At 37.0% G+C, this 26382-nt stretch carries 35 protein-coding genes, 1 riboswitch and 1 other annotated feature; of the genes, 32 read left to right on the forward strand and 3 right to left on the reverse strand.

What is annotated here, in order from left to right; genetic code table 11:
* Nucleotides 1-4: 4 nt before the first annotated feature.
* The 10 genes from hemC to NSQ74_RS11020 all read left to right on the forward strand — a co-directional run bounded on the left by hemC (nucleotide 5) and on the right by NSQ74_RS11020 (nucleotide 12188).
* On the forward strand, nucleotides 5-937 hold the full coding sequence (gene hemC / locus NSQ74_RS10975) for a hydroxymethylbilane synthase (RefSeq protein ID WP_340823306.1): 933 nt from the start codon (nucleotides 5-7) through the stop codon (nucleotides 935-937).
* Nucleotides 927-1688, forward strand: a complete 762-nt coding sequence (locus NSQ74_RS10980) for a uroporphyrinogen-III synthase (RefSeq protein WP_340823307.1) — start codon at nucleotides 927-929, stop codon at nucleotides 1686-1688. Before hemC ends, NSQ74_RS10980 begins: the two co-directional genes overlap by 11 nt.
* A complete protein-coding gene (gene hemB, locus NSQ74_RS10985) occupies nucleotides 1685-2665 on the forward strand; it encodes a porphobilinogen synthase (protein ID WP_340823308.1) in 981 nt (326 codons plus the stop codon). The genes NSQ74_RS10980 and hemB overlap by 4 nt, the downstream gene beginning before the upstream one ends.
* Entirely contained in the window at nucleotides 2666-3958 is a 1293-nt protein-coding gene (gene hemL, locus NSQ74_RS10990; protein ID WP_340823309.1) for a glutamate-1-semialdehyde 2,1-aminomutase, read from the forward strand. It begins immediately after the preceding gene.
* Nucleotides 3959-4076: 118 nt separating this feature from the next.
* A complete protein-coding gene (locus NSQ74_RS10995) occupies nucleotides 4077-4523 on the forward strand; it encodes a CoxG family protein (protein WP_340823310.1) in 447 nt (148 codons plus the stop codon).
* A gap of 136 nt (nucleotides 4524-4659) precedes the next feature.
* Nucleotides 4660-5346, forward strand: coding sequence for a valyl-tRNA synthetase (locus tag NSQ74_RS11000; protein WP_340823311.1), 687 nt, complete (start codon nucleotides 4660-4662; stop codon nucleotides 5344-5346).
* Between the two features lie 276 nt (nucleotides 5347-5622).
* Nucleotides 5623-5946 (forward strand) — a binding site (T-box leader).
* A 178-nt stretch (nucleotides 5947-6124) separates the two neighbouring features.
* Nucleotides 6125-8770, forward strand: a complete 2646-nt coding sequence (locus NSQ74_RS11005) for a valine--tRNA ligase (protein WP_340823313.1) — start codon at nucleotides 6125-6127, stop codon at nucleotides 8768-8770.
* A 124-nt stretch (nucleotides 8771-8894) separates the two neighbouring features.
* Nucleotides 8895-8996, forward strand: a riboswitch (cyclic di-GMP riboswitch).
* Nucleotides 8997-9096: 100 nt separating this feature from the next.
* Complete coding sequence (locus NSQ74_RS11010) at nucleotides 9097-9498, forward strand: hypothetical protein (protein ID WP_340823314.1); 402 nt, start codon at nucleotides 9097-9099, stop codon at nucleotides 9496-9498.
* A 141-nt stretch (nucleotides 9499-9639) separates the two neighbouring features.
* The gene (locus tag NSQ74_RS11015) at nucleotides 9640-10932 is read left to right on the forward strand and encodes a bifunctional folylpolyglutamate synthase/dihydrofolate synthase (protein WP_445669060.1); all 1293 of its coding nucleotides are present in this window, start codon (nucleotides 9640-9642) and stop codon (nucleotides 10930-10932) included.
* Nucleotides 10929-12188: a bifunctional folylpolyglutamate synthase/dihydrofolate synthase gene (locus NSQ74_RS11020; RefSeq protein ID WP_340823316.1), complete on the forward strand. Its 1260-nt coding sequence runs from the start codon at nucleotides 10929-10931 to the stop codon at nucleotides 12186-12188. Before NSQ74_RS11015 ends, NSQ74_RS11020 begins: the two co-directional genes overlap by 4 nt.
* Before the next feature lie 374 nt (nucleotides 12189-12562).
* Here NSQ74_RS11020 and NSQ74_RS11025 read toward each other — a convergent pair whose 3' ends face one another.
* From NSQ74_RS11025 to NSQ74_RS11035, 3 genes are all read right to left on the reverse strand, one after another.
* Nucleotides 12563-13642 (reverse strand): tyrosine-type recombinase/integrase, encoded by a 1080-nt coding sequence (locus tag NSQ74_RS11025; RefSeq protein WP_340823317.1) that lies wholly within the window; start codon nucleotides 13640-13642, stop codon nucleotides 12563-12565.
* Between the two features lie 82 nt (nucleotides 13643-13724).
* Nucleotides 13725-14180, reverse strand: a complete 456-nt coding sequence (locus tag NSQ74_RS11030) for an ImmA/IrrE family metallo-endopeptidase (protein WP_340823318.1) — start codon at nucleotides 14178-14180, stop codon at nucleotides 13725-13727.
* 14 nt (nucleotides 14181-14194) lie between these two features.
* A complete protein-coding gene (locus NSQ74_RS11035; protein WP_024364784.1) occupies nucleotides 14195-14650 on the reverse strand; it encodes a helix-turn-helix domain-containing protein in 456 nt (151 codons plus the stop codon).
* A 177-nt stretch (nucleotides 14651-14827) separates the two neighbouring features.
* Here NSQ74_RS11035 and NSQ74_RS11040 point away from each other — a divergent pair, with 177 nt between their 5' ends.
* From NSQ74_RS11040 to NSQ74_RS11145, 22 genes are all read left to right on the forward strand, one after another.
* The gene (locus NSQ74_RS11040; protein WP_024364783.1) at nucleotides 14828-15073 is read left to right on the forward strand and encodes a helix-turn-helix domain-containing protein; all 246 of its coding nucleotides are present in this window, start codon (nucleotides 14828-14830) and stop codon (nucleotides 15071-15073) included.
* Between the two features lie 52 nt (nucleotides 15074-15125).
* Nucleotides 15126-15323 carry a helix-turn-helix transcriptional regulator gene (locus tag NSQ74_RS11045; protein WP_340823319.1) on the forward strand — a complete coding sequence of 66 codons (198 nt, stop codon included), beginning with the start codon at nucleotides 15126-15128 and terminating at the stop codon, nucleotides 15321-15323.
* Between the two features lie 126 nt (nucleotides 15324-15449).
* Nucleotides 15450-15692: a hypothetical protein gene (locus NSQ74_RS11050; protein ID WP_340823321.1), complete on the forward strand. Its 243-nt coding sequence runs from the start codon at nucleotides 15450-15452 to the stop codon at nucleotides 15690-15692.
* A gap of 2 nt (nucleotides 15693-15694) precedes the next feature.
* Complete coding sequence (locus NSQ74_RS11055) at nucleotides 15695-16000, forward strand: hypothetical protein (protein ID WP_340823322.1); 306 nt, start codon at nucleotides 15695-15697, stop codon at nucleotides 15998-16000.
* The gene (locus NSQ74_RS11060; protein WP_340823323.1) at nucleotides 16000-16269 is read left to right on the forward strand and encodes an AbrB/MazE/SpoVT family DNA-binding domain-containing protein; all 270 of its coding nucleotides are present in this window, start codon (nucleotides 16000-16002) and stop codon (nucleotides 16267-16269) included. Before NSQ74_RS11055 ends, NSQ74_RS11060 begins: the two co-directional genes overlap by 1 nt.
* Nucleotides 16270-16277: 8 nt before the next feature.
* Nucleotides 16278-16460, forward strand: a complete 183-nt coding sequence (locus NSQ74_RS11065) for a hypothetical protein (protein ID WP_340823324.1) — start codon at nucleotides 16278-16280, stop codon at nucleotides 16458-16460.
* Nucleotides 16457-17653, forward strand: coding sequence for a hypothetical protein (locus NSQ74_RS11070; RefSeq protein WP_340823325.1), 1197 nt, complete (start codon nucleotides 16457-16459; stop codon nucleotides 17651-17653). Before NSQ74_RS11065 ends, NSQ74_RS11070 begins: the two co-directional genes overlap by 4 nt.
* Nucleotides 17653-18129, forward strand: a complete 477-nt coding sequence (locus NSQ74_RS11075) for a siphovirus Gp157 family protein (RefSeq protein ID WP_340823326.1) — start codon at nucleotides 17653-17655, stop codon at nucleotides 18127-18129. Before NSQ74_RS11070 ends, NSQ74_RS11075 begins: the two co-directional genes overlap by 1 nt.
* Nucleotides 18130-18141: 12 nt before the next feature.
* The gene (locus tag NSQ74_RS11080) at nucleotides 18142-18366 is read left to right on the forward strand and encodes a hypothetical protein (RefSeq protein WP_340823327.1); all 225 of its coding nucleotides are present in this window, start codon (nucleotides 18142-18144) and stop codon (nucleotides 18364-18366) included.
* 12 nt (nucleotides 18367-18378) lie between these two features.
* Nucleotides 18379-18714: a hypothetical protein gene (locus tag NSQ74_RS11085; RefSeq protein WP_340823328.1), complete on the forward strand. Its 336-nt coding sequence runs from the start codon at nucleotides 18379-18381 to the stop codon at nucleotides 18712-18714.
* 21 nt (nucleotides 18715-18735) lie between these two features.
* The gene (locus NSQ74_RS11090) at nucleotides 18736-19677 is read left to right on the forward strand and encodes an AAA family ATPase (RefSeq protein WP_340823329.1); all 942 of its coding nucleotides are present in this window, start codon (nucleotides 18736-18738) and stop codon (nucleotides 19675-19677) included.
* On the forward strand, nucleotides 19664-20110 hold the full coding sequence (locus NSQ74_RS11095) for a DUF669 domain-containing protein (protein WP_340823330.1): 447 nt from the start codon (nucleotides 19664-19666) through the stop codon (nucleotides 20108-20110). Before NSQ74_RS11090 ends, NSQ74_RS11095 begins: the two co-directional genes overlap by 14 nt.
* Nucleotides 20111-20193: 83 nt before the next feature.
* Nucleotides 20194-20457: a hypothetical protein gene (locus NSQ74_RS11100; RefSeq protein ID WP_340823331.1), complete on the forward strand. Its 264-nt coding sequence runs from the start codon at nucleotides 20194-20196 to the stop codon at nucleotides 20455-20457.
* A 19-nt stretch (nucleotides 20458-20476) separates the two neighbouring features.
* Entirely contained in the window at nucleotides 20477-22870 is a 2394-nt protein-coding gene (locus NSQ74_RS11105; RefSeq protein WP_340823333.1) for a phage/plasmid primase, P4 family, read from the forward strand.
* A gap of 291 nt (nucleotides 22871-23161) precedes the next feature.
* The gene (locus NSQ74_RS11110; RefSeq protein WP_340823335.1) at nucleotides 23162-23584 is read left to right on the forward strand and encodes a hypothetical protein; all 423 of its coding nucleotides are present in this window, start codon (nucleotides 23162-23164) and stop codon (nucleotides 23582-23584) included.
* A gap of 3 nt (nucleotides 23585-23587) precedes the next feature.
* A complete protein-coding gene (locus NSQ74_RS11115) occupies nucleotides 23588-23755 on the forward strand; it encodes a hypothetical protein (protein ID WP_340823337.1) in 168 nt (55 codons plus the stop codon).
* Entirely contained in the window at nucleotides 23752-24291 is a 540-nt protein-coding gene (locus tag NSQ74_RS11120; RefSeq protein WP_340823339.1) for an ERCC4 domain-containing protein, read from the forward strand. The genes NSQ74_RS11115 and NSQ74_RS11120 overlap by 4 nt, the downstream gene beginning before the upstream one ends.
* Nucleotides 24291-24593 (forward strand): hypothetical protein, encoded by a 303-nt coding sequence (locus tag NSQ74_RS11125; RefSeq protein WP_340823341.1) that lies wholly within the window; start codon nucleotides 24291-24293, stop codon nucleotides 24591-24593. The genes NSQ74_RS11120 and NSQ74_RS11125 overlap by 1 nt, the downstream gene beginning before the upstream one ends.
* 225 nt (nucleotides 24594-24818) lie before the next feature.
* Nucleotides 24819-25190, forward strand: a complete 372-nt coding sequence (locus tag NSQ74_RS11130) for a hypothetical protein (protein ID WP_340823342.1) — start codon at nucleotides 24819-24821, stop codon at nucleotides 25188-25190.
* A complete protein-coding gene (locus NSQ74_RS11135) occupies nucleotides 25191-25418 on the forward strand; it encodes a hypothetical protein (protein ID WP_340823343.1) in 228 nt (75 codons plus the stop codon).
* Entirely contained in the window at nucleotides 25405-25818 is a 414-nt protein-coding gene (locus NSQ74_RS11140; RefSeq protein WP_340823344.1) for a YopX family protein, read from the forward strand. The genes NSQ74_RS11135 and NSQ74_RS11140 overlap by 14 nt, the downstream gene beginning before the upstream one ends.
* Complete coding sequence (locus tag NSQ74_RS11145) at nucleotides 25808-26338, forward strand: hypothetical protein (protein ID WP_340823345.1); 531 nt, start codon at nucleotides 25808-25810, stop codon at nucleotides 26336-26338. Before NSQ74_RS11140 ends, NSQ74_RS11145 begins: the two co-directional genes overlap by 11 nt.
* Nucleotides 26339-26382 lie beyond the last annotated feature (44 nt).

A 26382-nucleotide genomic window follows, 5' to 3' on the forward strand; every position in this document is an offset into this window, starting at 1 on the left:
ACTGTTGAGAAAAATTATTGTAGGTTCTAGGAGAAGTAAATTAGCATTAACGCAAACAAATTGGTTCATCAATGAGCTAAAGGCAGCAGGTGCGCCGTTTGAATTTGAAGTAAAAGAAATTGTGACAAAAGGCGATCAAATTTTAGACGTCCAACTTTCTAAAGTTGGCGGTAAAGGGCTTTTTGTAAAAGAAATTGAACAGGCACTTTTTGATAAGGAAATTGACTTTGCTGTTCATTCTATGAAAGATATGCCTGCGGTACTACCTGAAGGTTTAGTCATTGGTTGTATCCCACCACGTGAAGATGCGCGTGATGCATTTATTTCTAAAGGTCATGTGAAGTTTGCAGATCTTCCTGCAGGAGCGGTAGTTGGGACAAGTTCTCTTCGACGTAGCGCTCAACTCTTAACGATGCGTCCAGATATTGAAATAAAATGGATTCGTGGGAATGTAGATACACGTTTAGCAAAACTTGAAACAGAAGAATATGATGCGATTATTTTAGCTGCTGCAGGGTTAAAACGACTTGGCTGGAGCGATGATGTCGTAACCGAATTTTTATCAGTTGAAAATTGTCTGCCAGCAGTAGCGCAAGGTTCTTTAGGTATTGAATGCCGTAAAGATGACGCTGAATTATTAGCTGAACTAGCAAAATTAACTGATAATGCTACATGGCAAGAGGCACATGCAGAACGTGCTTTCTTAGCAGCTATGGATGGCGGTTGCCAAGTGCCTATCGCAGGGTATGCAAAGCTTAATGGGGAAGAAATTACACTTACAGGTTTAGTTGCTGCACCAGATGCATCTGTAATTTATAAAGAGACTGTAAATGGTATTGATGCCGAAACAATTGGCAAAGAACTTGCTGAGATGTTAACGAAGCAAGGTGCCTATGATTTAATTCAACGTGTGAAGGCAGAGCAAGATGCAAAATAGTTTACCTTTACAGGGTAAAACAATCGTTTTAACAGGAACATCTAAAACAGCAACAGTTGTAGAAGATATTTCCTCTTTAGGTGGTCAGGCAGTTTTTGCCCCATTGATAGAAACTTGCGAAATTATCGACATAAATGATGGCGTGCATTTAGAATGTGCGCGTCAATTTAACTGGCTAATCTTTACGAGTCAAAATGCGGTAGATGCTTTTGCTAAGAAGATGGATCGCAGTCATTTACGTGCAAGTCATTTTCAAGGGAAAATTGCATCTATTGGAACTAAAACTACTGAGGCATTAGAGAAGTTAGGATTTCAAGTTAGCTTCATGCCATCAGTATTTAGTGCTGATGTATTTGTTAAAGAGTTTCCAATTATTGCAGGGGACAATCCAACATGTTTATTTATTCGTGGAGAAAAAGCGAAAAAAACGTTAAAGGAAGGTTTGCCCTTTAAACTTAAAGAATGGACCGTTTATGAAACGATTGAGCGCCACGACCAAAAACAAGTAATTATTGATTGCATTCAGGAGTATGCAGACGTCACAGTAATATTTGCAAGTCCTTCAGCTGTAGATGTATATGCATTGGATGTAGCATCAATCGTTGGTTGGGAAACGGTACGTGTGGCAGCAATCGGTCATATTACAGAAGCAGCTATTTTAAACCACGGTGCTGCTGTAGACATTAAGCCGAGTGTTTATACAATGCAAGCAGTCATCGAGGAATTAACGAAAGTAGAGGAAAGAAAATGACAAATTTACAATTTCAAAGACATCGTCGTTTACGCGCAAATGCAACGATTCGATCTATGGTAAAAGAAACTTATTTACACAAAGAGGACTTAATTTATCCGATTTTCGTTATTGAAGGCGAAAATATTAAAAATGAAGTTCAGTCTATGCCAGGTGTTTTTCAATTTTCATTAGATAACCTAGGTGCTGAAGTTGATGAAGTTGTTGCTTTAGGTATACCTTCTGTTATTTTATTCGGTTTACCAGCGGAAAAAGATGCGGTTGGTACGGGTGCTTTCCATGATCATGGCATTGTACAAGAAGCTACGCGCCTTATTAAAGAACGTCATCCAAATCTTTTAGTTATTGCAGATACATGCCTTTGTGAATTTACAGACCATGGTCATTGTGGCTTAATCGAGGGCGACCAGATTTTAAATGACGCTTCTCTTGATGTTTTAGCACGCACTGCTGTATCACAAGCACAAGCAGGGGCAGATATTATTGCGCCATCGAATATGATGGATGGCTTTGTTGCTGCAATACGTACTGGTCTTGACGAAGCTGGATTTGAAAATGTACCGATTATGTCATATGCCGTAAAATATGCATCAAGCTACTATGGTCCTTTCCGTGATGCGGCTGATGGAGCACCACAATTTGGGGATCGTAAATCGTACCAGATGGATCCATCAAATCGTATGGAAGCTTTCCGTGAGGCAGAATCTGATATCGAAGAAGGTGCAGATTTCTTAATCGTTAAACCAGCTCTTAGCTATTTAGATATTATTCGAGATATGAAAAATAACTATACATTACCGATTGTTGCCTATAACGTATCTGGTGAATATGCAATGATTAAAGCTGCAGCTATTAATGGCTGGATTGAAGAGAAAAAAGTCGTGCTTGAAACATTGCTAGGTATGAAGCGAGCAGGCTCTGATTTAATTATCACATATCATGCTAAAGATGTAGCACGTTGGTTGGAGGAGAAATAAATGGCGCGTTCTTATGAAAAATCAAAGCAAGCATATGCAGAAGCTATTAACTTAATGCCAGGTGGGGTTAGTAGCCCAGTTCGTGCATTTAAATCTGTCAACATGGACCCGATATTTATGGAATCTGGTCACGGTGCAATTATTAAAGACATTGATGGCAATGAATATATCGATTACGTATTATCATGGGGGCCTTTAATTTTAGGTCATACTCATCCAGACGTTGTAAAAGCTATTGCTGAAACAGCAGCAAAAGGCTCTTCATTTGGCGCACCTAGTTATACAGAAAATCGATTAGCTAAATTAGTATTGGATCGTCTGCCTGGTATGGAGATGATTCGCTTTGTATCATCTGGAACAGAGGCAACGATGTCTGCATTACGTGTAGCGCGCGGTGTAACAGGACGCGATAAAATTTTGAAATTTGAAGGGTCATATCATGGTCATGGTGACTCATTACTTATTAAAGCTGGCTCAGGTGTAGCAACATTAGGCTTACCTGATAGCCCTGGTGTACCAGCGGATATTGCTCGTAATACATTAACGGTTGCTTATAATGATTTAGAAGGTGCTCAACAAGTATTCGAAAAATTTGGTACAGAGCTTGCTGCAATTATCGTTGAACCAGTGGCAGGTAATATGGGCGTTGTACCGCCGCAACCAGGTTTCCTCGAAGGTTTACGTGAGTTAACAACTAAACATGGTGCATTGTTAATCTTTGATGAAGTAATGACGGGCTTCCGAGTGGACTATGGCTGTGCTCAAGGTTACTTTGGTGTGACACCTGATATGACAACGCTAGGAAAAGTAATTGGTGGCGGGCTGCCTGTAGGTGCGTTTGCTGGTAAAAAGGAAATTATGGAGCAAGTAGCACCAGCTGGGCCGATTTATCAAGCTGGCACACTATCAGGTAATCCATTAGCAATGACAGCAGGCTATGAAACTTTATCACGCCTTGATGCAAACTCCTATGAGTATTTTAAAAAATTAGGAGATCAATTAGAGGAAGGTTTCCGTGCAGCTGCTACAAAATACAATATTCCACATACTGTTAATCGTGCAGGTTCTATGATTGGTTTCTTCTTTACGAATGAAGATGTAATAGATTTTGCTTCAGCAAAAACGTCTGACTTACAATTATTTGCTGAATATTTCCGCTTAATGGCAGAGGAAGGTATTTTCTTACCACCTTCACAATTTGAAGGATTATTTATTTCGACTGCACATACAGAAGAGCATATTGCGAAAACTGTCGCAGCCTTCCATAAAGTGTTTGAACAATTAGCAAAATAACATAAAGCCATCCATTTAGGGTGGCTTTTTTTATTAAAATTAAAACTTTCAGCATAGCCAAATTGTGGGCGTTTTAGTTTATAATAAAACTATTCATAATAGAAAGTAGTGAATTAAAATGGCAACAGGCACACATTCAGTAGAAGTACCCGTAGCAATCGAGCATGTATGGGAATTTGTTAGCGATATGGAAAAATGGGCAAAGCTTGTCCCAGGCTATAATGCACATACAATGATAGATGATAAGCAATCTACATGGACATTTAAAGGTAATGTTGGTGTACTGAAAAAAACAGTTGAAGTAGAAATTACAATTTTAGAGTGGACAGCACCATCAAAAGTAACGTTCAATTTAAAAGGGTTATCAGATAATTTCACAGGAAACGGTTATTTCCTTGCTGAAAGCATTGATGCAGACAATACAAAAATGACAGGCTTTTTAGAGGTAACAGCAGGGGGCTTAGCTGGTCCTGTTTTAAACCCTATCTTTAAGCCAATTGTTCCAAAAGCTACCCAAATTTTAACTGATCGTGTAGCAAATAAAATTAAAATGGTTAACGTATAATCATAAAAAGCATGCCTGATTAAATTCGGGCATGCTTTTTATATGAAAGCTAACTTGCTAGTTGGCTAGCATACATTCCAATTGCAATTCATATGATGCAAAGGGAGGGATTATTATCGAAAAGAAAACTTGGAATATGCGAGAGACATTTTGTTTTCCGGGGTACGGTTGCCCAACAGAAATTGCTGCTGTACAGATAAAGCCACAATGGCAGTCAATGCAATTAGAAGATTCTTTAAGATTAAATGGTATTTATCATATTACAGCGCATGTACGCTTTGATTTTCAAAACATGCAAACTTTCATGGATGCTGAAGACTTAATAAGTATTGATGCGCTTGATGTTCAAGGAGACACAGGTTATTTTGAGTATGCGGTCCCATTAAATGTTGATTTACCAAAAGAGGCAGCGATTGAGGACTTAATGGTAAAAGACATTCGTCCGATACTTACCAATCAAAAGTGCCAATTAGAATGGACAGTGACAAGTACGTTTAGCGAATCGGTGCCAGTAGTCGAACAAGTCGATGCTTTAGAAGAAAAGCTTGTAGAAGCTACAACGCATGATGCAGTGGAAGAGTCTGCATTTGTTGCGCAATCTGTTCAAGTAAAGCAACCGACAACTGTAGAAGCTAGTGCAGCTATTTCAAAATCTAAACAATCTGCACCTGCCGAGCAAAAAATCGTCCTTAGAGAGTCTTCAAGCCTTACTGCTGTGCGAGAATCGAGTTCTTGGCATGAAGTGCCGACGATGATATGGGATTTAACAGAAGGCTATACACCACTCAAAGTTCGTGTATCAAATGATATCTTTCAAAAGTAAATAGCATAGAAGCAGTAAAAGTAATAAGATGATAAGGTCGCCAGAAGTTGGGATGATTATGACACGTATAAACTGAAAACCACAAATCGGTATAATAATTGTTCTACAATAAAATCGAAATTGTCGTAGCCAAGGTGGTAAAAGCCAAGGGTTATACTTACGTCGTCGCATATGAATAGTCACTTCCTTTTTCTATTTACTTTTTAAGACTAGCTGAAATTGACGAAATCACTTGAAAAAATACATGAATTTGCGGTACAATGTGTAAAATCGAATATGGATGCTATGACAGGGAAGAGTAGATTATTTGTGCAATTATAGAGAGGAAACGGTAGCTGAAAAGTTTCTATTTGTGCGTAATTGAACGTAGCCCTCGAGCAGCTTTAGTGAACTAGTAGTAGTTAAAGCCGGTTAAACACCGTTAACGAATTGAGAGCCAGTTGTAATAAGCTTAAGTAAATCAAGCATGAATCATTATTTCGAGATGATAAGGGCATTTAGAGCACTTATTAAATGACAAATAGTGGTGTGTAAGAGTACTAATCTTAAAATGCTGGAATTAAAGGTGGTACCGCGAACTTAAACTCCTTCGTCCTTTTGTTGACGATAGGAGTTTTTTTATTTGCTAAAAAGATGTATGCATTTTATTAGCAAATAAGCCACGTGCAATTGTCACGGATTTATTCGGTGTGAATACACTGAAAAATCAAGACGAGTGGTTATCTAGTTTGCCAAAGCTGACGTATGTCAAAATTATTTACCAACAGGAGGAGACAATATGACAGAAAACATTTCAATGCCTACGAAATATGATCCACAATCAATTGAAACGGGTCGCTATGAATGGTGGTTACAAGGTAAATTTTTCGAAGCACAACCTGAAAGCGGAAAGGAACCATATTCCATCGTAATTCCACCACCAAACGTAACAGGTAAATTACACCTTGGTCATGCTTGGGATACAACGTTACAAGATATTTTAATCCGTATGAAGCGCATGCAAGGTTTTGATGCACTTTGGTTACCAGGAATGGACCATGCAGGTATTGCAACTCAAGCAAAAGTAGAAGCAAAACTGCGTGAGGATAATATTACACGTTATGATTTAGGACGTGAAAAATTCCTAGAAAAAACTTGGGAGTGGAAAGAAGAGTATGCTGGGCACATTCGCTCACAATGGGCGAAGCTTGGCCTTGCATTAGACTACTCTCGTGAACGTTTCACACTCGATACAGGTCTATCAGATGCTGTTAAAACGGTTTTCGTTCAATTATATGAGAAAGGCTTAATTTATCGCGGTGAGCGTATTATTAACTGGGACCCAGCAGCGAAAACAGCCTTATCGGATATTGAAGTAATCTATCAAGATGTTCAAGGTGCATTCTACCACATGAAATACCCATTAGCAGATGGCTCGGGCTATGTGGAAGTTGCAACAACACGCCCTGAAACAATGCTTGGTGACTCTGGTGTAGCAGTTCACCCGAACGATGAGCGTTATCAACACTTAATTGGTAAAACAGTTATTTTACCAATTGTGGGCCGTGAAATTCCAATCGTAGCAGATGATTACGTTGATATGGAATTCGGTACAGGCGTTGTAAAAATGACTCCAGCCCATGATCCGAATGACTTTGAAGTTGGTAACCGTCATAACTTAGAACGAATTCTTGTTATGAACGAAGATGGCACAATGAATGAGCTTGCTGGTAAATACAATGGCATGGATCGTTTTGAATGCCGTAAACAAATCGTAGCAGACTTACAAGAAGCGGGTGTCTTAATCAACATTGAAGAGCATGTGCACTCTGTAGGGCACTCTGAACGTTCTGGAGCGGTTGTAGAGCCTTACCTATCAGCACAATGGTTCGTTAAAATGCAACCACTTGCAGATGCCTCTTTAGAGCTTCAAAAAGACGAGGAAGGTAAAGTAAATTTCGTTCCATCACGTTTTGAAAACACATATTCTCGTTGGATGGAGAATATCCGTGACTGGTGTATCTCTCGCCAATTATGGTGGGGACACCAAATTCCTGCCTGGTATCACAATGAAACAGGCGAGATTTACGTAGGGAAAGAAGCTCCTGCTGATGCAGAAAATTGGACACAAGATGAAGATGTATTAGATACATGGTTCTCATCTGCACTATGGCCATTTTCTACAATGGGTTGGCCGGACGAGGCAAATGAAGAATATCAACGTTACTATCCAACAAGTACGCTTGTAACGGGCTATGATATTATTTTCTTCTGGGTTTCTCGTATGATATTCCAAGGTATTGAATTTACAGAACAACGCCCATTCAAAGATGTATTAATCCATGGATTAGTACGTGATGGTGAAGGACGTAAGATGAGTAAATCACTTGGTAATGGTGTGGACCCTATGGATGTTATTGAGAAATACGGTGCTGATTCACTTCGTTATTTCTTAGCAACAGGCTCTTCTCCGGGTCAAGATTTACGTTATACAACTGAAAAAGTAGAGTCTGTTTGGAACTTTGCTAATAAAATTTGGAATGCTTCTCGTTTTGCATTAATGAACATGGATGGTATGACGTATGATGAAATCGACTTGACTGGTGAAAAATCAGTGGCTGATAAGTGGATTCTGACTCGTTTAAATGAGACGATTGAACGTGTAACATCATTAGCAGAACGCTATGAATTCGGTGAAGTAGGTCGTGAACTATATAACTTCATTTGGGATGATTTCTGTTCTTGGTATATTGAAATGGCGAAATTACCAATGAATGGTGAAGACGAAGCTGCTAAAAAAACGACTCGCTCTATATTAGCTTATGTACTAGACCAAACAATGCGTCTATTACATCCGCTTATGCCATTCATTACAGAAGAAATTTGGCAACACTTACCGCATGAAGGTGAGTCGATTACAGTTGCAGCATGGCCAACTGTACGCACAGACCTTCACTTTGCAGAGGAAGCAGACAATATGAAGCTTCTTATGGATATTATACGTTCAGTGCGCAATATTCGTGCGGAAGTTAACACACCAATGAGCAAAAAAGTACCATTATACATTTCTGCTAAGGATGCTGCTACGGTTACCATTCTTGAAGCCAATAAAGGCTATTTAGAAAAATTCTGTAATCCAGAGTCATTAACAATTGGTGAAGGCTTAGAGGCTCCAGGACAGTCTATGACTGCTGTAGTAACAGGGGCAGAGCTATTCTTACCACTTGTGGGACTGATCAACCTGGAAGAAGAGATTGCTCGTCTTGAAAAAGAATTAGAAAAATGGGCTAAAGAAGTGAAGCTTGTAACTGGTAAGCTGTCAAATGAAAAATTTGTTTCAAAAGCACCAGAAGCGTTGGTTAACGCAGAACGCGAAAAATTAGCGGACTATGAAGAAAAACATGCCGTTGTATTAAAACGTTTAGAAGAACTAAAAAATATGTAATAACATAGTGAATGATAGAAACAGCAGATGGCGAAAAAGTCATCTGCTGTTTTTCTTTTTATAAGCCAAAAGATATGTGTTGAGTTAGGAAAAAATGTATAGTATCATACAATGTAGTTAGTATAATAGATAAAGGCAAACTATCCGAAAGGTTAGGACGCAAAGCCTAGGGTCTAAGGTGAAGAGAGAATTGTTTTCTTTCAACTACGATTGCCTGGTTACCATTTAAAGTAATTTCATTTAATTTTATGGCTATTCTATATTGATTAGAATGGCTTTTTTCTTTGGTATGAAAAAGTTATGAAAAATAAAAATGGAGGTTTATCATGTCTGGAAATATTGGAACAATAGTTGTGAAGGTGAACAAAGCCTGTGATGATTTAGATTTTGTTAATGCAAGAGGGCTGATAGAGGCAAATCTACTAAAGCTATCGGAAGCGAAATACTATCGTTTATTAAACGCAAGCGGGCGCGTTCTTATTAAACATGTTTTAGCGAATAGCAATGGGCAAAATGAAGTGAAGAAAACATTAACACGTACAGATTTACTAGTTATTAATAAGATTAATGAGTATTGTTCAAATTTTGATATTTCGATGTTGAAAAGAACATTAAAGAACTCGTTTGAATTAGTGCAAAGATCGGATGTTTTGCCACTTTTAAATAATGATGCAAAAATTATTTTAGATGATATGGGTGCGCTATTAGGTGTCCATCAATTACAATAATTTGCTGTTTATTTGAAATAAACTAGTTGAAAACACACAGATAATCACTCCTAAAGTGCTTTTCTGTGTGTTTTTAAAATTGTGTCTGAATTGTTTGTGTGCCTGGCACCCTTTATACTAGAGTGAGAGGGAGTGTTTCTTTTGTTTACAACGATAAAAGCATGTACAGATTTTATTTTTACATTAAAAGCAGTTGATTTTAAACGTGAGCCATTAGTAATGATGCGTGAAGTATTGGCCCGTTTGGGAGACCCACAAAACAAGCTACGAACTATACATTTAGCTGGTTCTAATGGCAAGGGGTCTACAGTAAACGTATTGAGGGAAATGTTAGAGGATGCAGGTTATCGAGTAGGAGCTTTTACTTCTCCACATTTAACACGCGTTAATGAACGAATGACTATCAATGGCACGCAAATTTCTGACGAGCAATTTTTACAGTATATGAACAATATCGCTTCAATTATTGAGGCGCATTATAATGGGGACTATCCGAGCTTTTTTGAAGTCGTAACACTTATTATGTTCCAGTATTTTGCTGAAGAAGAAGTAGATTTTGCACTAATTGAAACAGGGCTTGGCGGTCGTTTAGATGCGACAAATGTCATCACACCACTTGTTTCAATTATTACGACAATTTCATTGGAGCATACAGCATTTTTAGGCGATACGTATGCGAAAGTTGCATTTGAAAAGGCAGGTATTATTAAAGAAGGAGTACCTGTTGTGGTAGGGGTTAAAAACGATGAGGCGCTTGATGTTATTCAAAAAGTTGCACAAGAACGTCATGCGGAATGCCTTGTTTTAGGAAACTATTTTCACGTAGTGGCAAAAAATCAAGGGATTGTTATGCAAACCTTCAACTATCGTAACGCAAATGTTGAAATAAATAATATTCAACTAAAAATGGCTGGTGAGCATCAAATTGCGAATGCCAGTCTTGCCATTACAGCGATGGATATTTTACGTGAGCAAGGACATATTCAACTAACAGAACAATCAATGCGTCAGGCGTTGCAAAATGCTCAGTGGGCAGGCCGCTTTGAACAATTTCCAAATAATATCGTGCTAGACGGTGCTCATAATTCTGAAGGAACAGCCGCGTTGATTCAAACACTTCAGACTGTTTATCCAAATCATCATTATCGCTTCATTTATGCAGCGCTGTCTGATAAGGATCATGCAAATAGTATTGCATTAATGGATGGAATCGCTTCATCCATGTCCTTTACGCAAATTGGAATGCCAAATGCCATGCCAGCTGAAAAATTAGCGATGCTGTCTACGCATAATGACAAACAATATGATGCAAATTGGCAAGCAATCGTCCGTTCTGTTATACAAAGCAAGGGCCTTCACGATATTGTTGTTATTACTGGCTCACTTTATTTTATAGCGGAAGTTCGCCAATGGTTGCAGGAGGAAGTACGATGATTCCACAGTTTGATATATATAAGAAAAAATGGGCAATAACAAGCGATGATATCATTAAGCCTGGTCTAAAAGCTATTGAAGAGGCATTAGCGCTCGTAGGAAACCCAGAGAGAAAACTACAGATTGTACATCTTGCAGGTACGAACGGCAAAGGCTCAACACTTACATTTTTAGAGTCAATTGCACAGGAGCATGGCTTAAAAGTAGGCAAGTTTATGTCTCCATGCATTTTAAATGTGCATGACCAAATTCAAGTAACGAAAAAGCCCATTACAGAAGTAGAGATGGATCGCGTTTTTCAACAAATGAAAAGCGCTGGACTTAGCGGTAAACTAACAGATTTCGAATTATTAACGGTTGCTGCATTCTTGCACTTTGTTAATTGTGATGTCGATGTGGCTTTAATTGAAGCAGGAATGGGTGGCTTATTGGATAGCACCAATGTAGTGATGCCAATTGTCTCCATTATTCCAAGTATAGCGCTCGAGCATACGAAATTTTTAGGCTCAACAATCGAAAGTATTGCTGAGCATAAAGCAGGGATTATTAAACAAAATCGTCCAGTTGTTATAGGTGAGGTACCTTTACAAGCGAAGGCAATAATTAATAATGTAGCAAATGCAAAGCAAGCACCAATTCTTGAGCTTAAAAAACAATTTACGCTAGAGCAGTCGAATCATTATGAGTGCTATAAAAATAATGAAAAAAACATCTGTATCTCCAATCTTACACGTAATATGAAAGGGCCACATCAAGGAAATAATATGGCATTAGCCATCACTGCTTTTATCGAAGTGGCTACAGTACTAGACGTTGCTATTAACGAAGAAAGTATACGCCGTGGAATAAAAGTGGCACGTATTTTAGGACGATTTGAAGAAGTAATGCCTAATATTATTTTTGACGGTGCACATAATCCTGCTAGTGCAGAGAAATTGGTAGAAACTGTTCGTCTTGAATTTCCTAATGAGTCGGTTACCTTCGTTATCGGCATATTAGGTGATAAAGATGTAAAAGAAGTTTTGCAATACTTTGAGCAAATAAGTGATAGCTTTTATTTTGTTGATTTTGATAATCCACGTGCAATGTCAGCAAAAGATATGGTAGAACTAAGTAATGCACCGCACAAAGCGGTTTTAAGTGATTATCTTCAATTTATTCAGCAGCAATCAGAAAATAAATGTAGAACTATTGTATCAGGCTCTTTATATTTGTTAACAGAAGTGCGTAATAGGTTGCTACAACAAAACAATTAGGTACGTTAAGCCATTTTCACCTCATTGCGTCAAATTATGTATATGTAATTGTTAGAAGGACAAGCAATTCGTCATCGTTCTACTGAAAACAACGTAACATTACTTTTGATAAATTACAGGTTTTCTGAATTTAGCAGAAGTTTGATACAAGCTATGCACTGCTTTCTATAATACCTAGCCCAAATGACCAAGAGAACACAAAAACATCGGCTAGATAGGATGATGTGACGAGCTTTGAAAGTTATGGACGATTTTTGATAATTAATAGCGATAAATTTTTTAGGCGAGGCGACAGCAGTCTCTGCATAGTGAAAAGAAACGTTGATATGACAAGGGTTGAAAAAGCGTGGTAACAATCTTGGTAACAATTACTTTTATTTTTGTTTAAATTCTATAACCTGAGCAGGCTTGAAGTCGTTTTCCATTTGGATGACGGCTTCTTGTTCTGTTGAAGGATACAAGTGCGAATAAGTGTTAAGTGTTGTGGCAACATTAGAGTGACCTAATCGTTTTGCAACTACTGAGACAATTGTTCCTTTATTAATTAAATAAGATGCGTGAGAATGTCGAAAATCATGTATACGTATTTTTTTTACTCCTGACAACTTTACATACTTTTCGAATCTCACACTCAATGCTGTAACAGAGATACTGTCTTTGATTTCACCAAATACTACATAGCTCATCTTAGGATTTTTCTCTAATTTTATAGCCTCCAATAAATTCATAACATTCTTCGGCATCAATATTTTTCTTGTGGATGAAGATGTTTTTGTTGTAGTGATTTGTCCATAATAATTATTTTTATCTATATTGATGGAGTTATTTTCAAAATCTAAATCGGCCCATGTCAGAGCTAATAACTCGCCTTTCCGCATACCACTGTAATATAGAGTCATAAATAATGCGTAATATAAATTATCATCAACACATTTAATAAACGACTTAAATTCTTCTAACGTCCAATAATCAATATGTTTTCTTTCTTCCAAATCTACATTACCAGCAATCTGAGCAGGATTATCACGAATATATTCTTGGCGTTTTGCAAAATTAAATATAGCTGATAAAATATTGTGTATTTTTTTGATATGCGAAGGAGACTTCTCACCTATTAAAGTATCCTGAAATTCCACAATATCTCTCGGACGTATATTTTTAATTTGTTTACGTTTAAAATGTTTTATTAGATGAACACGTATTACACTTTCAACTTTTTTATATGAAGACACTTTTCTTCGTTTCATGTACCACTCAAGATACTTATTCGCAACAAATTCAAAAGTTACTACTTCTTCAGCAACACCTTCTTCTTCTAGTCTCGCTTCTGCCAACAATGCTGCTTTCTCAGTCTTAAAACCTCTGCGTTTAACCTGTTTTTTAGAACCGTCAGGTTGCTCAATTCTTGTGATAAAATACCATGTTCCTCTTGATTCATCTTTATATACTGCCACATAACTATCTCCTTTCGAAAAAAATATCCTATTCAATTATATTTACAAGAAAATCACTCCTTTCAAATTACGAATATTTGTTCTATTTTTGATAAAAATTTTTACCATCTATGCTTTTTAAAGATAAAAGTTCTTCGGGAACTCCATTTTCTTTAATAGCATCAAAGATGGTAAAACATGAATCGTTTTTTTCTACAAACAAATCGTCAGGTAATAACAATTCAACAGCAAATGTATTAGCCTCTATTTCTAATTTATCTGTTGAAAACAGGGTATGTATTTTTAAAAAGGAAGTGTTGGTATCTGGATGCTGAATTGCATGACCTAATTCATGACCACAAATATAGATTTGAGTTTTTATATCAGCATCTTGATTGATATGAATTATAGGCACTCTAAAATGCTTACTGTAATATCCTAATGCATTACCTAATGGTTCAAACACAACGAGAATACCCATATATTTAGCAATTTTAAATGGATCATTGGTGCCATATTTTTTTACTAATTGATTAACCATTGACTTGATTGACGACACACGCAACACTCCTATTAACGGTACTTTTTAGGTGTGAATTTCTGTTTTGCTACACGTTTAGCTAGTCTTAATGAATTTTCTAAGCTGGATATTAATAACTCTCTATCTTCTAATTCTTCCTCACTTAATTCATCTAAAGTTCTCCCATCAAAAGATGCATGCCCCATTTTAGATAACCCTTCAAGCATTTTTTGAAGTTCTACTTGTATAGATTGTTCATCTTTTTCAGTTAGTTTTGGATTAAAGGAAATAACTTTATCATCATTTATTCCCAATAAGTAATCGGATGACACTTTAAAGTAATCAGCTATAATTCTTACGTATTCCATTTTTGGATCTGTCCCATTTTCATAACGAGAAAGCATACTTTTACTTATATTAGTATCGTATAGGGTATTAAGTTTATTTGCTAATTCTTCAAGACTTTGTTTTCCTCTTAATTCTTTTAACCGTTCACCGAACGTGTTCATACGCTATTCTCTCCTATCACTATTCCTCTTATGGGAATATTTTATAATATAAGTTCCATTATTGCAACAATTAATCAAAAAATAATTCCACTTAAGGAACTATTTATGTTGACATGGCAAAAAATATGAATTATATTTGAGTTGTTCCTAAAATGGAACGTTGGGAGGTGAAAGAATTTGGATACAAGAAATAGACAACCTTACAACAAGATAAAAGCATTTTTAGTTGAAAATGAAATAAAACATAAAGATGTTGCAGTTTTGTTAGAAATGAAGCCAAATACAATCTCAAAAAAGCTCAATGGATTTGGTGGAGATTTTACATTAGAAGAAGCAAAATTGATGCATGTTGAACTTGGCGTACCCATCGCCTATTTTTTTGAACCTAACGTTCCTAAAAAGGAACGACGGATGATTTCATGAAGGAGGTGATTTATATGAAGGACAACTAAACCTTTCGATTGGAGTGAGTTATATGTATTACAAATTGTATGTTGCACGTAAAGAAAACAAATTAAAACAAGTAGATGTTGCCAAAAAACTAAATATTCACAGTGTCACTTATAGTCGAAAGGAAACTGGTGAGAAAGAGTTTACATTGTCTGAGGCATTTAAACTTGCTGAAATGTTCGAGACTACTGTGGATAAACTTTTCGGAGGTGAAATCAAATGAAAATTAAAGTAGCAGAATGGTTAGCATTACCGATTGAAGAACGATTGGCTTTGATTAGCAACGCGATTAATACAGCTGTAGCAGTGCGTTACAAATAAAACTATCAATCTATTGGAGGTTACTAGAATGAAAGCAGTGTTGATTGTGGAAGGCATGGTTAACTCAATTCAAAAACGAATTGCTGAATACGAAGAAATTTCAAATGATTTAGCACACGATTATATTCAGTCGGATAAGCCATTCCCTACAGATATTAAACAGCGTTATGACAACATTGGCACATTGGCTGAAGGGCTACAACAAGCTATAGACATTATTAGACAAGGTGATTATATGCAAGAAGATGTCAATTTGTCAGGAGGTGAGTAGGAATGAATGTACGTGATTTAATTGCAAACTTACTAGATTACGATATGGACGCTCAAGTAGAAATTCGAATCGAATCTAAAGAAAACGATGATAGTATTTCAGATTTTGAAATTCAAGAAGAAAAGTACACAGTACAAAAATATTTAAATCTTACAGTTAGTGTGCGAGACCAGGTTCTTGTGAATGCAAATGATTACAACGATTTGAAAGATGCAAAAGAAGAACTAGCGAATGAAGTTGAAACTCTTCAAAGCAAACTGGAAGATGCAGAACAACAAATTTATGAATTAGAAAGGGAGTCAGATTAATGAAAAGTACTGGTATTGTTCGCAAGGTAGATGAGTTAGGACGTTTAGTAATTCCAAAGGAGCTACGCCGCACGTTAGGAATTGATAATGGTGATCCAGCTGAAATCTTTATCGATGGTGACAAAATCGTTATTAAGAAATACAAGCCTAATATGGAATGTGCCGCAACGGGTGAAATATCAGAAGATAACCTGGTTTTACTAGGTGGCAAATTGATTCTAAGCATTGAAGGCGCGAAACAACTTATTAATGAAATTGATTTGAAGTAGGTGATTCCATGCGTATAGGCAATACACACGCTGATGTATACGACAGAGAATCTGATTACTGGCAAGACATCGAGGATGCAGAGAATGCACAGTTAAAGGCACAAAAAAACTCGTCAAAGGCGGCAACCAATGGCGAGCATAAAAAATTTAAAAATGACACTGGTATTGTACCACAGGAGGATGCTAAATGACAAAGTTTAATGTTGGAGATAAAGTTCGAATTTTAGATGCAAGCAAAATTATATCTGCAATTAAAGGAGGATTTAAAACTGGTGACGTTTATCCAGTAACACAAATAAACAATTCGGGTCGCCCAGTAATTGAACATGAAACGAACCAACTTGGATTTTATGAACACGAATTAAAATACATCCAAATAGTATCTGATAAACCTACCAAAAAACAACGTATCACAACACTTGAAAACGAACTGGCTGAAACGAAAAACGAAGTAGCTGAATTAAAGCTAATCGTCCATGAATTATGTGAACGTCCACAGTTAACGACTGTTGTAAATAATGTAACACAGGAGCCTTCCACAACTAATACTGTGGAGGACATCATCGAATTTGAAGGGTGGCAATATCGCAAGGTTGATCGTGAGGCACGTAAAGGTGATGTTGTGATTTTCACGAAGATTCCACGTGGAGATAGAACTACGAAGGATGTGCAAGACAACAAGCCTTACAAAGTCCTTTTAGGTTACGAAGGGGAAACAGTAATTAAAGATGACGATGGTTCAATGTTACGCGTTTACGGTGGCGGAGTATTAGAAGGTACACCTGAAACAGTGGATGTATACGAACTAATCGAATCCAAACCACTAACACCAAATCAACAACGTGCTGCAATTATTGAGAAGGCGAAGAAGTTTGTTGAGGAAAATGTTGCAAACGGAAGAACAAGTAACCGCATCACGGAAAAAGGTAATAGCACTTATCGAGATAATTATTATGACGTAGATTTCTTTGTAAAAGAAGGAAAAGTAACCGCTGTTGTGTATTGGTTGGTATGTAACAAAAGAAGAATTGATAAACCTTCTAATGTTGGACGTGCAATATGCACCCAAAATGACGTATTCAACGAACACATTGGAAAAGCCATTGCTCTAGGACGAGCGCTTGGTCTTGATGTAAGTGAGTTTGAACAGGCGGTGCAGCCAACAGAGGTTGTTGTTGGCATGGCGATAAAAGCGTGTGACTACAAATTTGAAGAATTTGAATATACAAATGTAACTAAAATTGAAAACGGTAAAATTCACGGTATAGATAGTCGTTTTGGAAGTGATTCTTTCGTGTTAATTGACGCTGTAGAGCGATATGGTGAGTGGGCAAAACATACAATCACGAACGACACTAACGCTAAATACGAGGAGGGTCAATAATGGCTACCCTTTACGAATTAACTGACCAATATAAAATGCTTCAAAATTTCATTGAAGAAAATAATGCAGAAGGTTTCGAACTTGCCTTATCACAAATACATGGTGAAATCGGTGAGAAATTAGAAGGATATGCAATGGTGTTAAAAAACATTGAATCGGACATTGCGGGAATCAAAGCCGAGGAAAAACGTTTAGCGGATCGTCGTAAATCGATGGAAAGTAACATAGCGCGCATTAAAGAAAATGTGGCAGATACTTTGTTAACTGTGGAAGGCAACCGAGTGAAAACGGAAAAATTCACATTTAGCTTCCGTAAATCAACATCAGTACAAATCGAAAATGATGCTGCTATCCCTCCACAGTTTATCAAGGTGGAGAAAACAATCAGCCGTTCTGAATTAGCAAAAGCATTAAAAGCAGGTGAGCAAATTGAAGGTGCTCAACTTGTTGAAAATCAATCTTTAAGTATTCGATAGGGGGATAAGCACTTGAAAATTATTCAGATTACTAATCAACATCGACGCGATTTTACTGCAATTTATAAATGTGAAGGTTGTGAGCACCAAGAAACAAAAGGTGGTTATGACGACCACAATTTTCACGCAAATGTTGTACCTGCTATGAAATGTAATGGGTGCGGAAAATCGCGAAATGATTTAGGTATTAAAGGTGAAGCGATGCAAACAAAATATCCAGAAGGAATGACAGTTTAGGAGGAAACCCACTTGAAAAAATTACTCAATCAAAAAGAACAGCACTATGCAGATACACGCGAAGAAGCAGAAGAAATTGTAGTAGCTGCTAAAGAAAACGAAGCGTTAATCATGAACAAAATCAGCGAAAAATACAACAAGTACGGTCAGTATTTCCTCGTAGATTTAACGTATCAATACGGCACACCTAAAGAGGTTATGGAAGGTAAGCCGGATAATGATGCGCCAGATGGTCAAATGAGCATTGAAGAAGTACAAGCTGATGAAGAAGAATTACCAGAGTTCAAGGATCCGTTTGCGGATGTAGAAGTGAAAAAAAATGTTGCTGATGAAAATGTGCCATTTTAATAGTAAAGGAGTGTGGAAGGCATGCAAGTAACTGATGGAATACGCGAAAAGCAGAAGGCCTTAATCGGAATGGCTGGTCCGTCGGGTAGTGGTAAGTCTCTAAGTTCACTACTACTCGCATACGGACTAATGAAAGAAGCACATCCTGATTTACCAGAAGAAGAAGTGTGGAAGAAAATTGGTGTAGCAGACACAGAGCATAAACGCATGCTGACATATATCGGTCAGCTTCACAACGGAATTACAATTGGTTCGTTTAAGCATATCAACTTTGAGCCACCTTTTAATACCGATCGCTATAACATGGCTATTAAACTCTTAAAGCAACAAGGTTGTGAAGTGATTATTATTGATAGTCTTTCACATCAATGGCAAGGCGAAGGCGGAGTTGTTGAAACTCATGGTGGCATGCAAGGTAACTCGTTTCAAAACTGGGGTAAGCTTGCTCCTGAATCTAGCAAGTTAACAAAAGGTCTAACTACTCAAGACGTCCACATGATTACGACTTTACGAGTGAAAAGCGATTATGTCATTGAATTAGTTGAAGGTAAGAACGTTCCGAAAAAGGTTGGCATGAAGCCTGTTCAGAAAGACGATATGGAATATGAATTCGATACAGTATTTTCTATCAGCATGGACCACATGGCACGTGTAAGTAAAGATATAACCAATTTGTTCGAAGGTGAATTTTTAATCACTGATGAAATCGGTTCTAAGTTATATCGCTATCTTGAATTAGGTGTTGATGTACAAGCAGAGGAACGAGCTAGACGCGAAGAGGAAGAAGCGAATCGCATGAGCAATGTAGCTAAAATACGTGAGTTGTCTTCCACAGATGAAGAAGTGACAAAGGTTGTTTCAGATGCAGAATTTAAATCGAATATGCAATTAGAGAAAATGCCAGCACGTTATGTGGACGCATTAATCGAAAAACTAGGAGGAAAATTAAATGTTCAAAATTAATCACGAAGAAGCAAAAGGCGGATTTGAATTAATCGCAAAAGGTGACTATGAAGTTACGGTCCACAATTACGAAATGAAAAAAGCTACCACAGGTAATAACCAAGTTGTTGTGGATTATGAAATTCGTAGCGATGTTAACCAACCGCACCAAGGGCAAAAAATCTTATTTGACAATTTCACAGTTACGGAAAAAGCCATGTGGCGTTTCCAAGCAATTTCGAAAGCAGCGCAGTTCCCAAATGGTATGGATTTCAGCTCATACAAGGAATGGGCAGACACATTAGTCGGTAAGCACTTAGTGGTAACAGTTGGTCACCGTGTAGCCAATAACGGCAAAACATATCCGGAAGTAACTGGATTCAAAGAATCAACAGCAGGAGCGCCACAAGGTAGTGGTCCAATTACAGTAAGTGAGGATGACGTGCCATTTTGATCAGTAAATAAAATTTCATAGAGAGGTCTGTTTTAGGCGGACTTCTCTTTTTTATACCCAAAAACAGTGAATGAGGTGCCAAAGTGACTGAAATTGAATCAAAATTACGCAATCAGAATGGTCGTTTAAAAGCAACTATTAAAAAGAAAAATCACGTTATCCGTACTATTGATCATCACAACAATAGATTAGGAAATCAAAACAGAGCGTTAGAAGCATGCATTAAATGCCGCAATAAAGAAATTGAAATGTTAGTGGATTTATTAAAATTCTTCGGTATTGAATCTGAATTAATGGATTTCAGTAAACGTGTTGATTTAGCTAGAAAAGCATTGCGAGAATGCTGAAAAGAATGAAGGTGAGGACATGAAAGTAATCCCATACAACTTTAACGACATTCCTGCTGAACTTCGCAATATGCCGAACTGGATATTGTGGAAAGCAGAACAAAAAGATAACGGTAAAATCACTAAAATTCCATATCAAATAGACGGTAATGAGGCTCGTTCGAACGATCCACGTACCTGGTCAACTTTTCCGACTGCAGTTAAGTTTTACACGCAAACAGATTTAGATGGTATTGGCTTCGTTTTTAGTCGTCGTGATAATTTCGTTGGGATTGATATAGATGGATGTGTAACTTATCGTTCCGATGATGAGAAGCGTGAAAACCCAATAATTAATGAATTCGGTAAAGAAATTATAGACTTATTCGATAGCTATACAGAATTTAGTGTAAGCGGAACAGGTATTCACATCATTGTCAAAGGTAGTCTTTCACAATCAGTATGTGGAACAGGTCGTAAAAATAGCAAACTAGGATTAGAGGTGTATCAATACGGTCGCTTCTTTACAATGACGGGTAATCGTGAAAATTCAAATGACATATTTGATCGCACAGATGAATTAGACGAGCTCCTTGAAAAATATTTCGATGATAGCGATATACAAGGTCGAATTCGTTTGCAAGATTATGAGAAAGACGAAATTAAATTATCTAACGAGGCTCTTTGGGAGAAAATGTTCCGCAGCAAGTCGGGAGATGAAATACGTTCTATGTTTAATGGTCATTTGATTAATGATGATCATTCATCAACAGATTTAGCGTTATGCAATCATTTAGCTTTTTGGACAGGTCGAAGTGCCACACGAATGGATAATATGTTCCGAGAAACATCATTAATGCGAGATAAATGGGACAGAGTCCACCATACGGACACAGGCGAGACCTATGGCGAGCGTACAATTTCAAAGGCTATTTCTTCTACTACAACAACAATACTGGACCATAAGCACGAAGCAGAATACGCTGAATTTTCTTTTGATTTTCACAGTAATGACGCTGTTGAAGAGGATAAACCGGAATTACCTAAGAAGAAATTTCGATTAACTGAACTCGGGAACGCTGAGCGCATTGCCTATGAATATGGTCATGCTATCCGTTATGTATCAGAAATTGGCTGGATGATTTGGGACGGTAAGCGTTGGCGAGTTGATACAAAACGAGAAATTGAACGCATTTGCAATAAAGTTTTACGAGGTATGTCTAAATCAGAAGATGAAGCAGAACAAAAGTGGTCGCGTATGTGCGAACGGAGAAACATTCGAATGAACAGCATAAAGGATTTAATGCCATTAGTACCAGGTGAGCGTTTAGAATTTGACCGTCAAAAATATTTATTCAACGTATTGAATGGCACCATTGATTTAAAGACGGGAGCATTACTGCAACATGACCGCGAATTAAAATTAACCAAACTTGCAAACGTCGAATTTGTAGAAGGTGCAGAATGCCCAACGTGGTTATCATTCCTAGACCAAATCTTTCAGGGCGACAAAGAGCTTATCGAATATATGCAGCGTTTAATTGGCTACAGCTTAACAGGGGAAATCAGCGAACAAAGCATGGTGTTTTTAATTGGTGGTGGATCTAATGGTAAGTCGACATTTATTAATACAATAAAGGATTTGATGGGCGAATATGGCAAACAGGCAAAGTCAGACACGTTTATCAAGAAAAAAGAAACGGGAGCGAATAACGACATCGCTCGATTAGTGGGAGCTCGTTTTGTTTCTGCTATCGAGTCTGAAGATGGTGAACAACTTTCTGAAGCGTTTGTAAAGCAAATAACAGGCGGAGAGCCAGTATTGGCCCGATTCTTACGTCAGGAATATTTTGAGTTTATTCCAGAGTTTAAAGTGTTTTTTACTACGAATCATAAGCCGGTAATCAAAGGTATAGATGAAGGGATTTGGCGACGCGTTAAATTAGTTCCGTTCAATCTTCAACTACCAAAAGAAAAACGCGATCTAAAACTTTCGGAAAAACTTTCCCTTGAAATGTCAGGTATTTTGAATTGGGCTATCGAGGGGTGCTCGAAGTGGCAGAAGAGCGGGTTGCAGGAGCCAGTTGTAGTGAAACGAGCAACAGGCGATTACAAAGATGATATGGATATCCTTGGCCCATTTTTGTATGAACGTTGCTTTGTTGGACCAAGTCAACAAATAACTGCCAAAGAACTTTACGAAGTGTACTCAAATTGGTGCTATGCGAATGGTGAGTTTGCGTTAAAAAATCGTGCCTTTTATCGAGCGCTGGAAACGAAGGGCTTTAAAAAGGAACGTGGGAATGGAAATAAATTCTATATAAAAGGTGTTACTTTACAGGAGCGAAAAGTTAACGAAATTCAAGAAAAGTTACCGATTTCGGACGAAAATGAGGACAAAAATTCAAAAAGTAACACATTCGTGATTCGTTAGAAATTCAGTCGTACCAAGGTGTTAAAGTACTTATATTTATATATTTATTATTTTTGTTATTTATTTTATATATAAACAAAAAAATAAAAAATATAAAAAGTATTCTATTAGAAGCGTTAGTACTCGAAATAGGTAACACTTTGTAACATATTTAACGAAATCCCTTGAGGCTGTAAGGTTCATAACGTGTTACTTTTTGAAATACACCTCAAAAAAGGGTCGAAATTAAGTAATTTTCGCTAACAGATGACGGTTTTTTAGTAACTCTTTTTTGAAGGGTTGTGTAAATAAATGGTTTTATATGTTTTATCTCAGATTTGGAAATTTGGTGGCGTTATCGAACGTTTACCGGATGGACAACTGGAATTGAAAAATCACGAAAAGATACCTGGTGAAGTTTTGAAGGCTGCAGAACCGATTTTCGGAGAAATCGACACATACCTTTTTTCTGTGGAAGGCATGAAAGGCGCAGATAAGACTTTGTGGAAGATGATCGTTGCATTATGTGGTTGGCAGAAAAATGAATCAATAAACAACTTTTTGAATCACGATGAAACGGCATTGAATTTATTTATGGATTATCAATCGAAATTGGCAGTCAATGGCTGGAAGGATATTTACGAAGATTGGCGCCAGTATGAAAATGATGAATCGTCAAAGTTAAAAAAAGAAATACATGCAAGAGCGGTTGCTTTTGCGAAGGGAGCGAAATAAAAAGTGAAAGCATTAATTGAAATTGAAATTACGGGCGATTTCGAAGAACCATTAACAAATGATGCCATTGTTGAACTGTTGAATGATGTTATATGCGAAGGCGCTAGAAATTGGCATTTGGACGGAAGCTATAAAATTATTCAAGTTTATAAAGATGGTGATTCAAATTGATTCACTATAAATACACAGATAAAGAGATTGATAGTGTATTAAAAACATTAACAATCGTTATCGACACGCGCGAACAGGTCAATGACCATATATTGCGTTATTTACGAAAACACGATATCCCATTCGTTAACCGTGCAATTAAAACAGGTGATTATGCTGCAATGATTCCAGCGAATGAAGACCTTGGCATTAAGCGTGATATTTGGCTATCAAGTCGAATTGAACGCAAAGCACATATGGACGAGATCACTGGCAACTTACAAAAAGATACGAAAACAGCTTTTGAAAATGAATTGATACGCGCGAAGGATATTCCATTCACTCTTTTATGTGAAGATCCTGATGGCTACGGGAAAATGATTCGCGGTGAATATCGAAGTCAGTACAAGCCATTATCTTTACTAGGAATGCTTAATAGTTTCAAATATCGTTACAATTTCGAAATTGTATATTTGGATAAAAAATATAGCGGTAATTTTATTTATTACCATTTTTATTATCAAGCAAAAGACTTATTGAAAAATGGGGTGTTTTAATGGCTGAATGTAAAGAAAAATCTGTACTCATTGACCTTGGAAATGTGCGAATCAAAGAATATGACTCACTAAATGTAATTATAGAACGTTTAGAGAATGTTGTTAATCCAGTGACAAAAGAAGTTTCAAGTAAGTGGCGTTTTAAAGGCTATTCAGATACTATTTTGAACGCTTTAAAACAAATTGTTAGCAAAGAGCTGTTGGTTGATAAAAACACTTTAAAGGGCATTGAAAACTACTTAAAACAAATTGCCGATTCTAATGAAATAATTTTAAAAGCAATTGAGAGAGGGGCGTTCTAACCATCGTGAACATGCGCAATGGGATTCCTATTGTCCAGTCGGTGAAGAAAACGAAGCAACCACAGGGTAGATTGTGGATGGCCATACCTAACCCTTTTACAAAGTATATCGAGATGTATATGACAGTCGATGGATGCGAAGTAAGTGTTATCATGCCTTACGATTTCGAAGTGATTCAGCAGCATGTAAATGAGGGTTGGATTGAGAGAGGGGTGTGGAATGTACATGAATGCAGATATGCTTAAAAAACGTAAAGAGGTTTTGTATGAAATAGATAAATTATTGGTATTGTGCAAATGCAGTAATAATAATTCGAAAAAGACAACATGTGTTCATTGCAAAAACATCGAAAAGCTCGGTACGTCTCTTTTGAAATTGCTTAGTCGCAACGAAAGTAATGGTGTTAAAAAGGCTGAAAAAATTAAAACAAAAGTTTTAGATTTTGATGGCTTTATTCAGTACAAGAAAACCGGAATGACTGACCTTAGCATAGGTGAACTTTTCGGAATGACAAAAGCAAATATTGATAAATGGAAACGCGAGAACAACGTTAAGTCCATTGATATTAGAAGAAAAATAGAACAAGGGGTAATTTAAATGACGATTGAAGATGAAATCTTAGCAAATCCAGTATTACGTGAGGTTCAAAGTTTACTAGAAAATCAAACTGCTAAAGGTCTTGCGAAGTACGGTACAACAGTAAATCCACTTGATTACACAACAATTGAATGGATAGACCATGCAATACAAGAGTCGATGGACAAAATTGTTTATTTGACGGTACTAAAACAGAAATTGGAGGAAATGCAGAATGCGAGAGATTAAACTACGTGGTTTTGCCGTTGAAGAAATGGTGGGTAGTCAATGGATTTATGGTACTGGAGTTCATACAACTAAATTTACTAAAGAATACGCTGAAGAAGTAGGAAAACCAGGAGAGACATTTATCTTCACTGAAAGTGGATGGATTGAAGTTCATCCAGAAAGTGTAGGAGAGTACACAGGTCTAAAGGACAAGAACGGCAAGGAGATTTATGAGGGGGATATTGTTAGAATTGGCGACTACCTAGCGTACGAAGTAACAATAAATGAATTTACACAAATGCACGTAATAGACAATGAAATGGGAATGGAGGAACTTTGGAAAAATAATAAGGTTTGCAAAATCATCGGCAACATTTACGAAAACCCTACACTACTGGAGGAATCACTATATGAATCTTAATAATTTTCAAGAGTTATCAAAAAGAACAATGCCGTTAGAAGGTATGCCGAAAAACCATATTCACTTAGAACACGGCTTAACAAATTATGCTTTGGGCTTGATTGGTGAATGTGTAGAGGTATTAAGCGCTGCTAATGATCGTGAAGCGATTCTAAAGGAACTTGGTGATGTATCACATTACGCATTTGGCATCCTAACCTTCTTAGGCGAAACATACGAGCCACTTACTAATTATACTGTGGAAGGCACAAAAGGAAGCATAATCAATAAAATCATCATCCTATCCGGTGAGATTTCAGAACAAGTTAAAAAATTCATGTTTCATCGTCATGAATTAAATTCAAGTAAAGTTGTTTTAGCATTAAAAATGTTAATTCAAAATTTGGTTGTTCTCGCTGAAATGTACGATTCATCACTTGAACGAATTTGCGAAATGAACATCGATAAATTGAAAATGCGTTATCCAGATAAATTCAATGTTGAGGATAGTAAAAAGCGTGTGGATACTGCAAAGGGGTAATTTCTATGACAAGAAGTGAAAGAAATAAGAAAAATAATTGGTTC

It is taken from the genome of Lysinibacillus sp. FSL W8-0992 (genome assembly GCF_038008685.1).
Taxonomy (GTDB): Bacteria; Bacillota; Bacilli; order Bacillales_A; family Planococcaceae; genus Lysinibacillus.

Excerpts from the sequence above, each read along its gene's own strand:
- NSQ74_RS10980 (WP_340823307.1), top strand. The coding sequence starts at position 927 with ATGCAAAATAGTTTACCTTTACAGGGTAAAACAATCGTTTTAACAGGA.
- hemB (WP_340823308.1), top strand. The coding sequence starts at position 1,685 with ATGACAAATTTACAATTTCAAAGACATCGTCGTTTACGCGCAAATGCA.
- NSQ74_RS11095 (WP_340823330.1), top strand. The coding sequence starts at position 19,664 with ATGTTCAAAATTAATCACGAAGAAGCAAAAGGCGGATTTGAATTAATC.
- NSQ74_RS11045 (WP_340823319.1), top strand. The coding sequence starts at position 15,126 with ATGTATTACAAATTGTATGTTGCACGTAAAGAAAACAAATTAAAACAA.
- NSQ74_RS11005 (WP_340823313.1), top strand. The coding sequence starts at position 6,125 with ATGACAGAAAACATTTCAATGCCTACGAAATATGATCCACAATCAATT.
- NSQ74_RS11050 (WP_340823321.1), top strand. The coding sequence starts at position 15,450 with ATGAAAGCAGTGTTGATTGTGGAAGGCATGGTTAACTCAATTCAAAAA.
- NSQ74_RS11140 (WP_340823344.1), top strand. The coding sequence starts at position 25,405 with ATGCGAGAGATTAAACTACGTGGTTTTGCCGTTGAAGAAATGGTGGGT.
- NSQ74_RS11105 (WP_340823333.1), top strand. The coding sequence starts at position 20,477 with ATGAAAGTAATCCCATACAACTTTAACGACATTCCTGCTGAACTTCGC.
- NSQ74_RS11055 (WP_340823322.1), top strand. The coding sequence starts at position 15,695 with ATGAATGTACGTGATTTAATTGCAAACTTACTAGATTACGATATGGAC.
- NSQ74_RS11135 (WP_340823343.1), top strand. The coding sequence starts at position 25,191 with ATGACGATTGAAGATGAAATCTTAGCAAATCCAGTATTACGTGAGGTT.
- NSQ74_RS11000 (WP_340823311.1), top strand. The coding sequence starts at position 4,660 with ATGCGAGAGACATTTTGTTTTCCGGGGTACGGTTGCCCAACAGAAATT.
- NSQ74_RS11065 (WP_340823324.1), top strand. The coding sequence starts at position 16,278 with ATGCGTATAGGCAATACACACGCTGATGTATACGACAGAGAATCTGAT.
- NSQ74_RS11090 (WP_340823329.1), top strand. The coding sequence starts at position 18,736 with ATGCAAGTAACTGATGGAATACGCGAAAAGCAGAAGGCCTTAATCGGA.
- NSQ74_RS11110 (WP_340823335.1), top strand. The coding sequence starts at position 23,162 with ATGGTTTTATATGTTTTATCTCAGATTTGGAAATTTGGTGGCGTTATC.
- NSQ74_RS10995 (WP_340823310.1), top strand. The coding sequence starts at position 4,077 with ATGGCAACAGGCACACATTCAGTAGAAGTACCCGTAGCAATCGAGCAT.
- NSQ74_RS11075 (WP_340823326.1), top strand. The coding sequence starts at position 17,653 with ATGGCTACCCTTTACGAATTAACTGACCAATATAAAATGCTTCAAAAT.
- NSQ74_RS11010 (WP_340823314.1), top strand. The coding sequence starts at position 9,097 with ATGTCTGGAAATATTGGAACAATAGTTGTGAAGGTGAACAAAGCCTGT.
- NSQ74_RS11070 (WP_340823325.1), top strand. The coding sequence starts at position 16,457 with ATGACAAAGTTTAATGTTGGAGATAAAGTTCGAATTTTAGATGCAAGC.
- NSQ74_RS11035 (WP_024364784.1), bottom strand. The coding sequence starts at position 14,650 with ATGAACACGTTCGGTGAACGGTTAAAAGAATTAAGAGGAAAACAAAGT.
- NSQ74_RS11145 (WP_340823345.1), top strand. The coding sequence starts at position 25,808 with ATGAATCTTAATAATTTTCAAGAGTTATCAAAAAGAACAATGCCGTTA.
- NSQ74_RS11125 (WP_340823341.1), top strand. The coding sequence starts at position 24,291 with ATGGCTGAATGTAAAGAAAAATCTGTACTCATTGACCTTGGAAATGTG.
- hemL (WP_340823309.1), top strand. The coding sequence starts at position 2,666 with ATGGCGCGTTCTTATGAAAAATCAAAGCAAGCATATGCAGAAGCTATT.
- NSQ74_RS11020 (WP_340823316.1), top strand. The coding sequence starts at position 10,929 with ATGATTCCACAGTTTGATATATATAAGAAAAAATGGGCAATAACAAGC.
- NSQ74_RS11130 (WP_340823342.1), top strand. The coding sequence starts at position 24,819 with ATGAATGCAGATATGCTTAAAAAACGTAAAGAGGTTTTGTATGAAATA.
- NSQ74_RS11060 (WP_340823323.1), top strand. The coding sequence starts at position 16,000 with ATGAAAAGTACTGGTATTGTTCGCAAGGTAGATGAGTTAGGACGTTTA.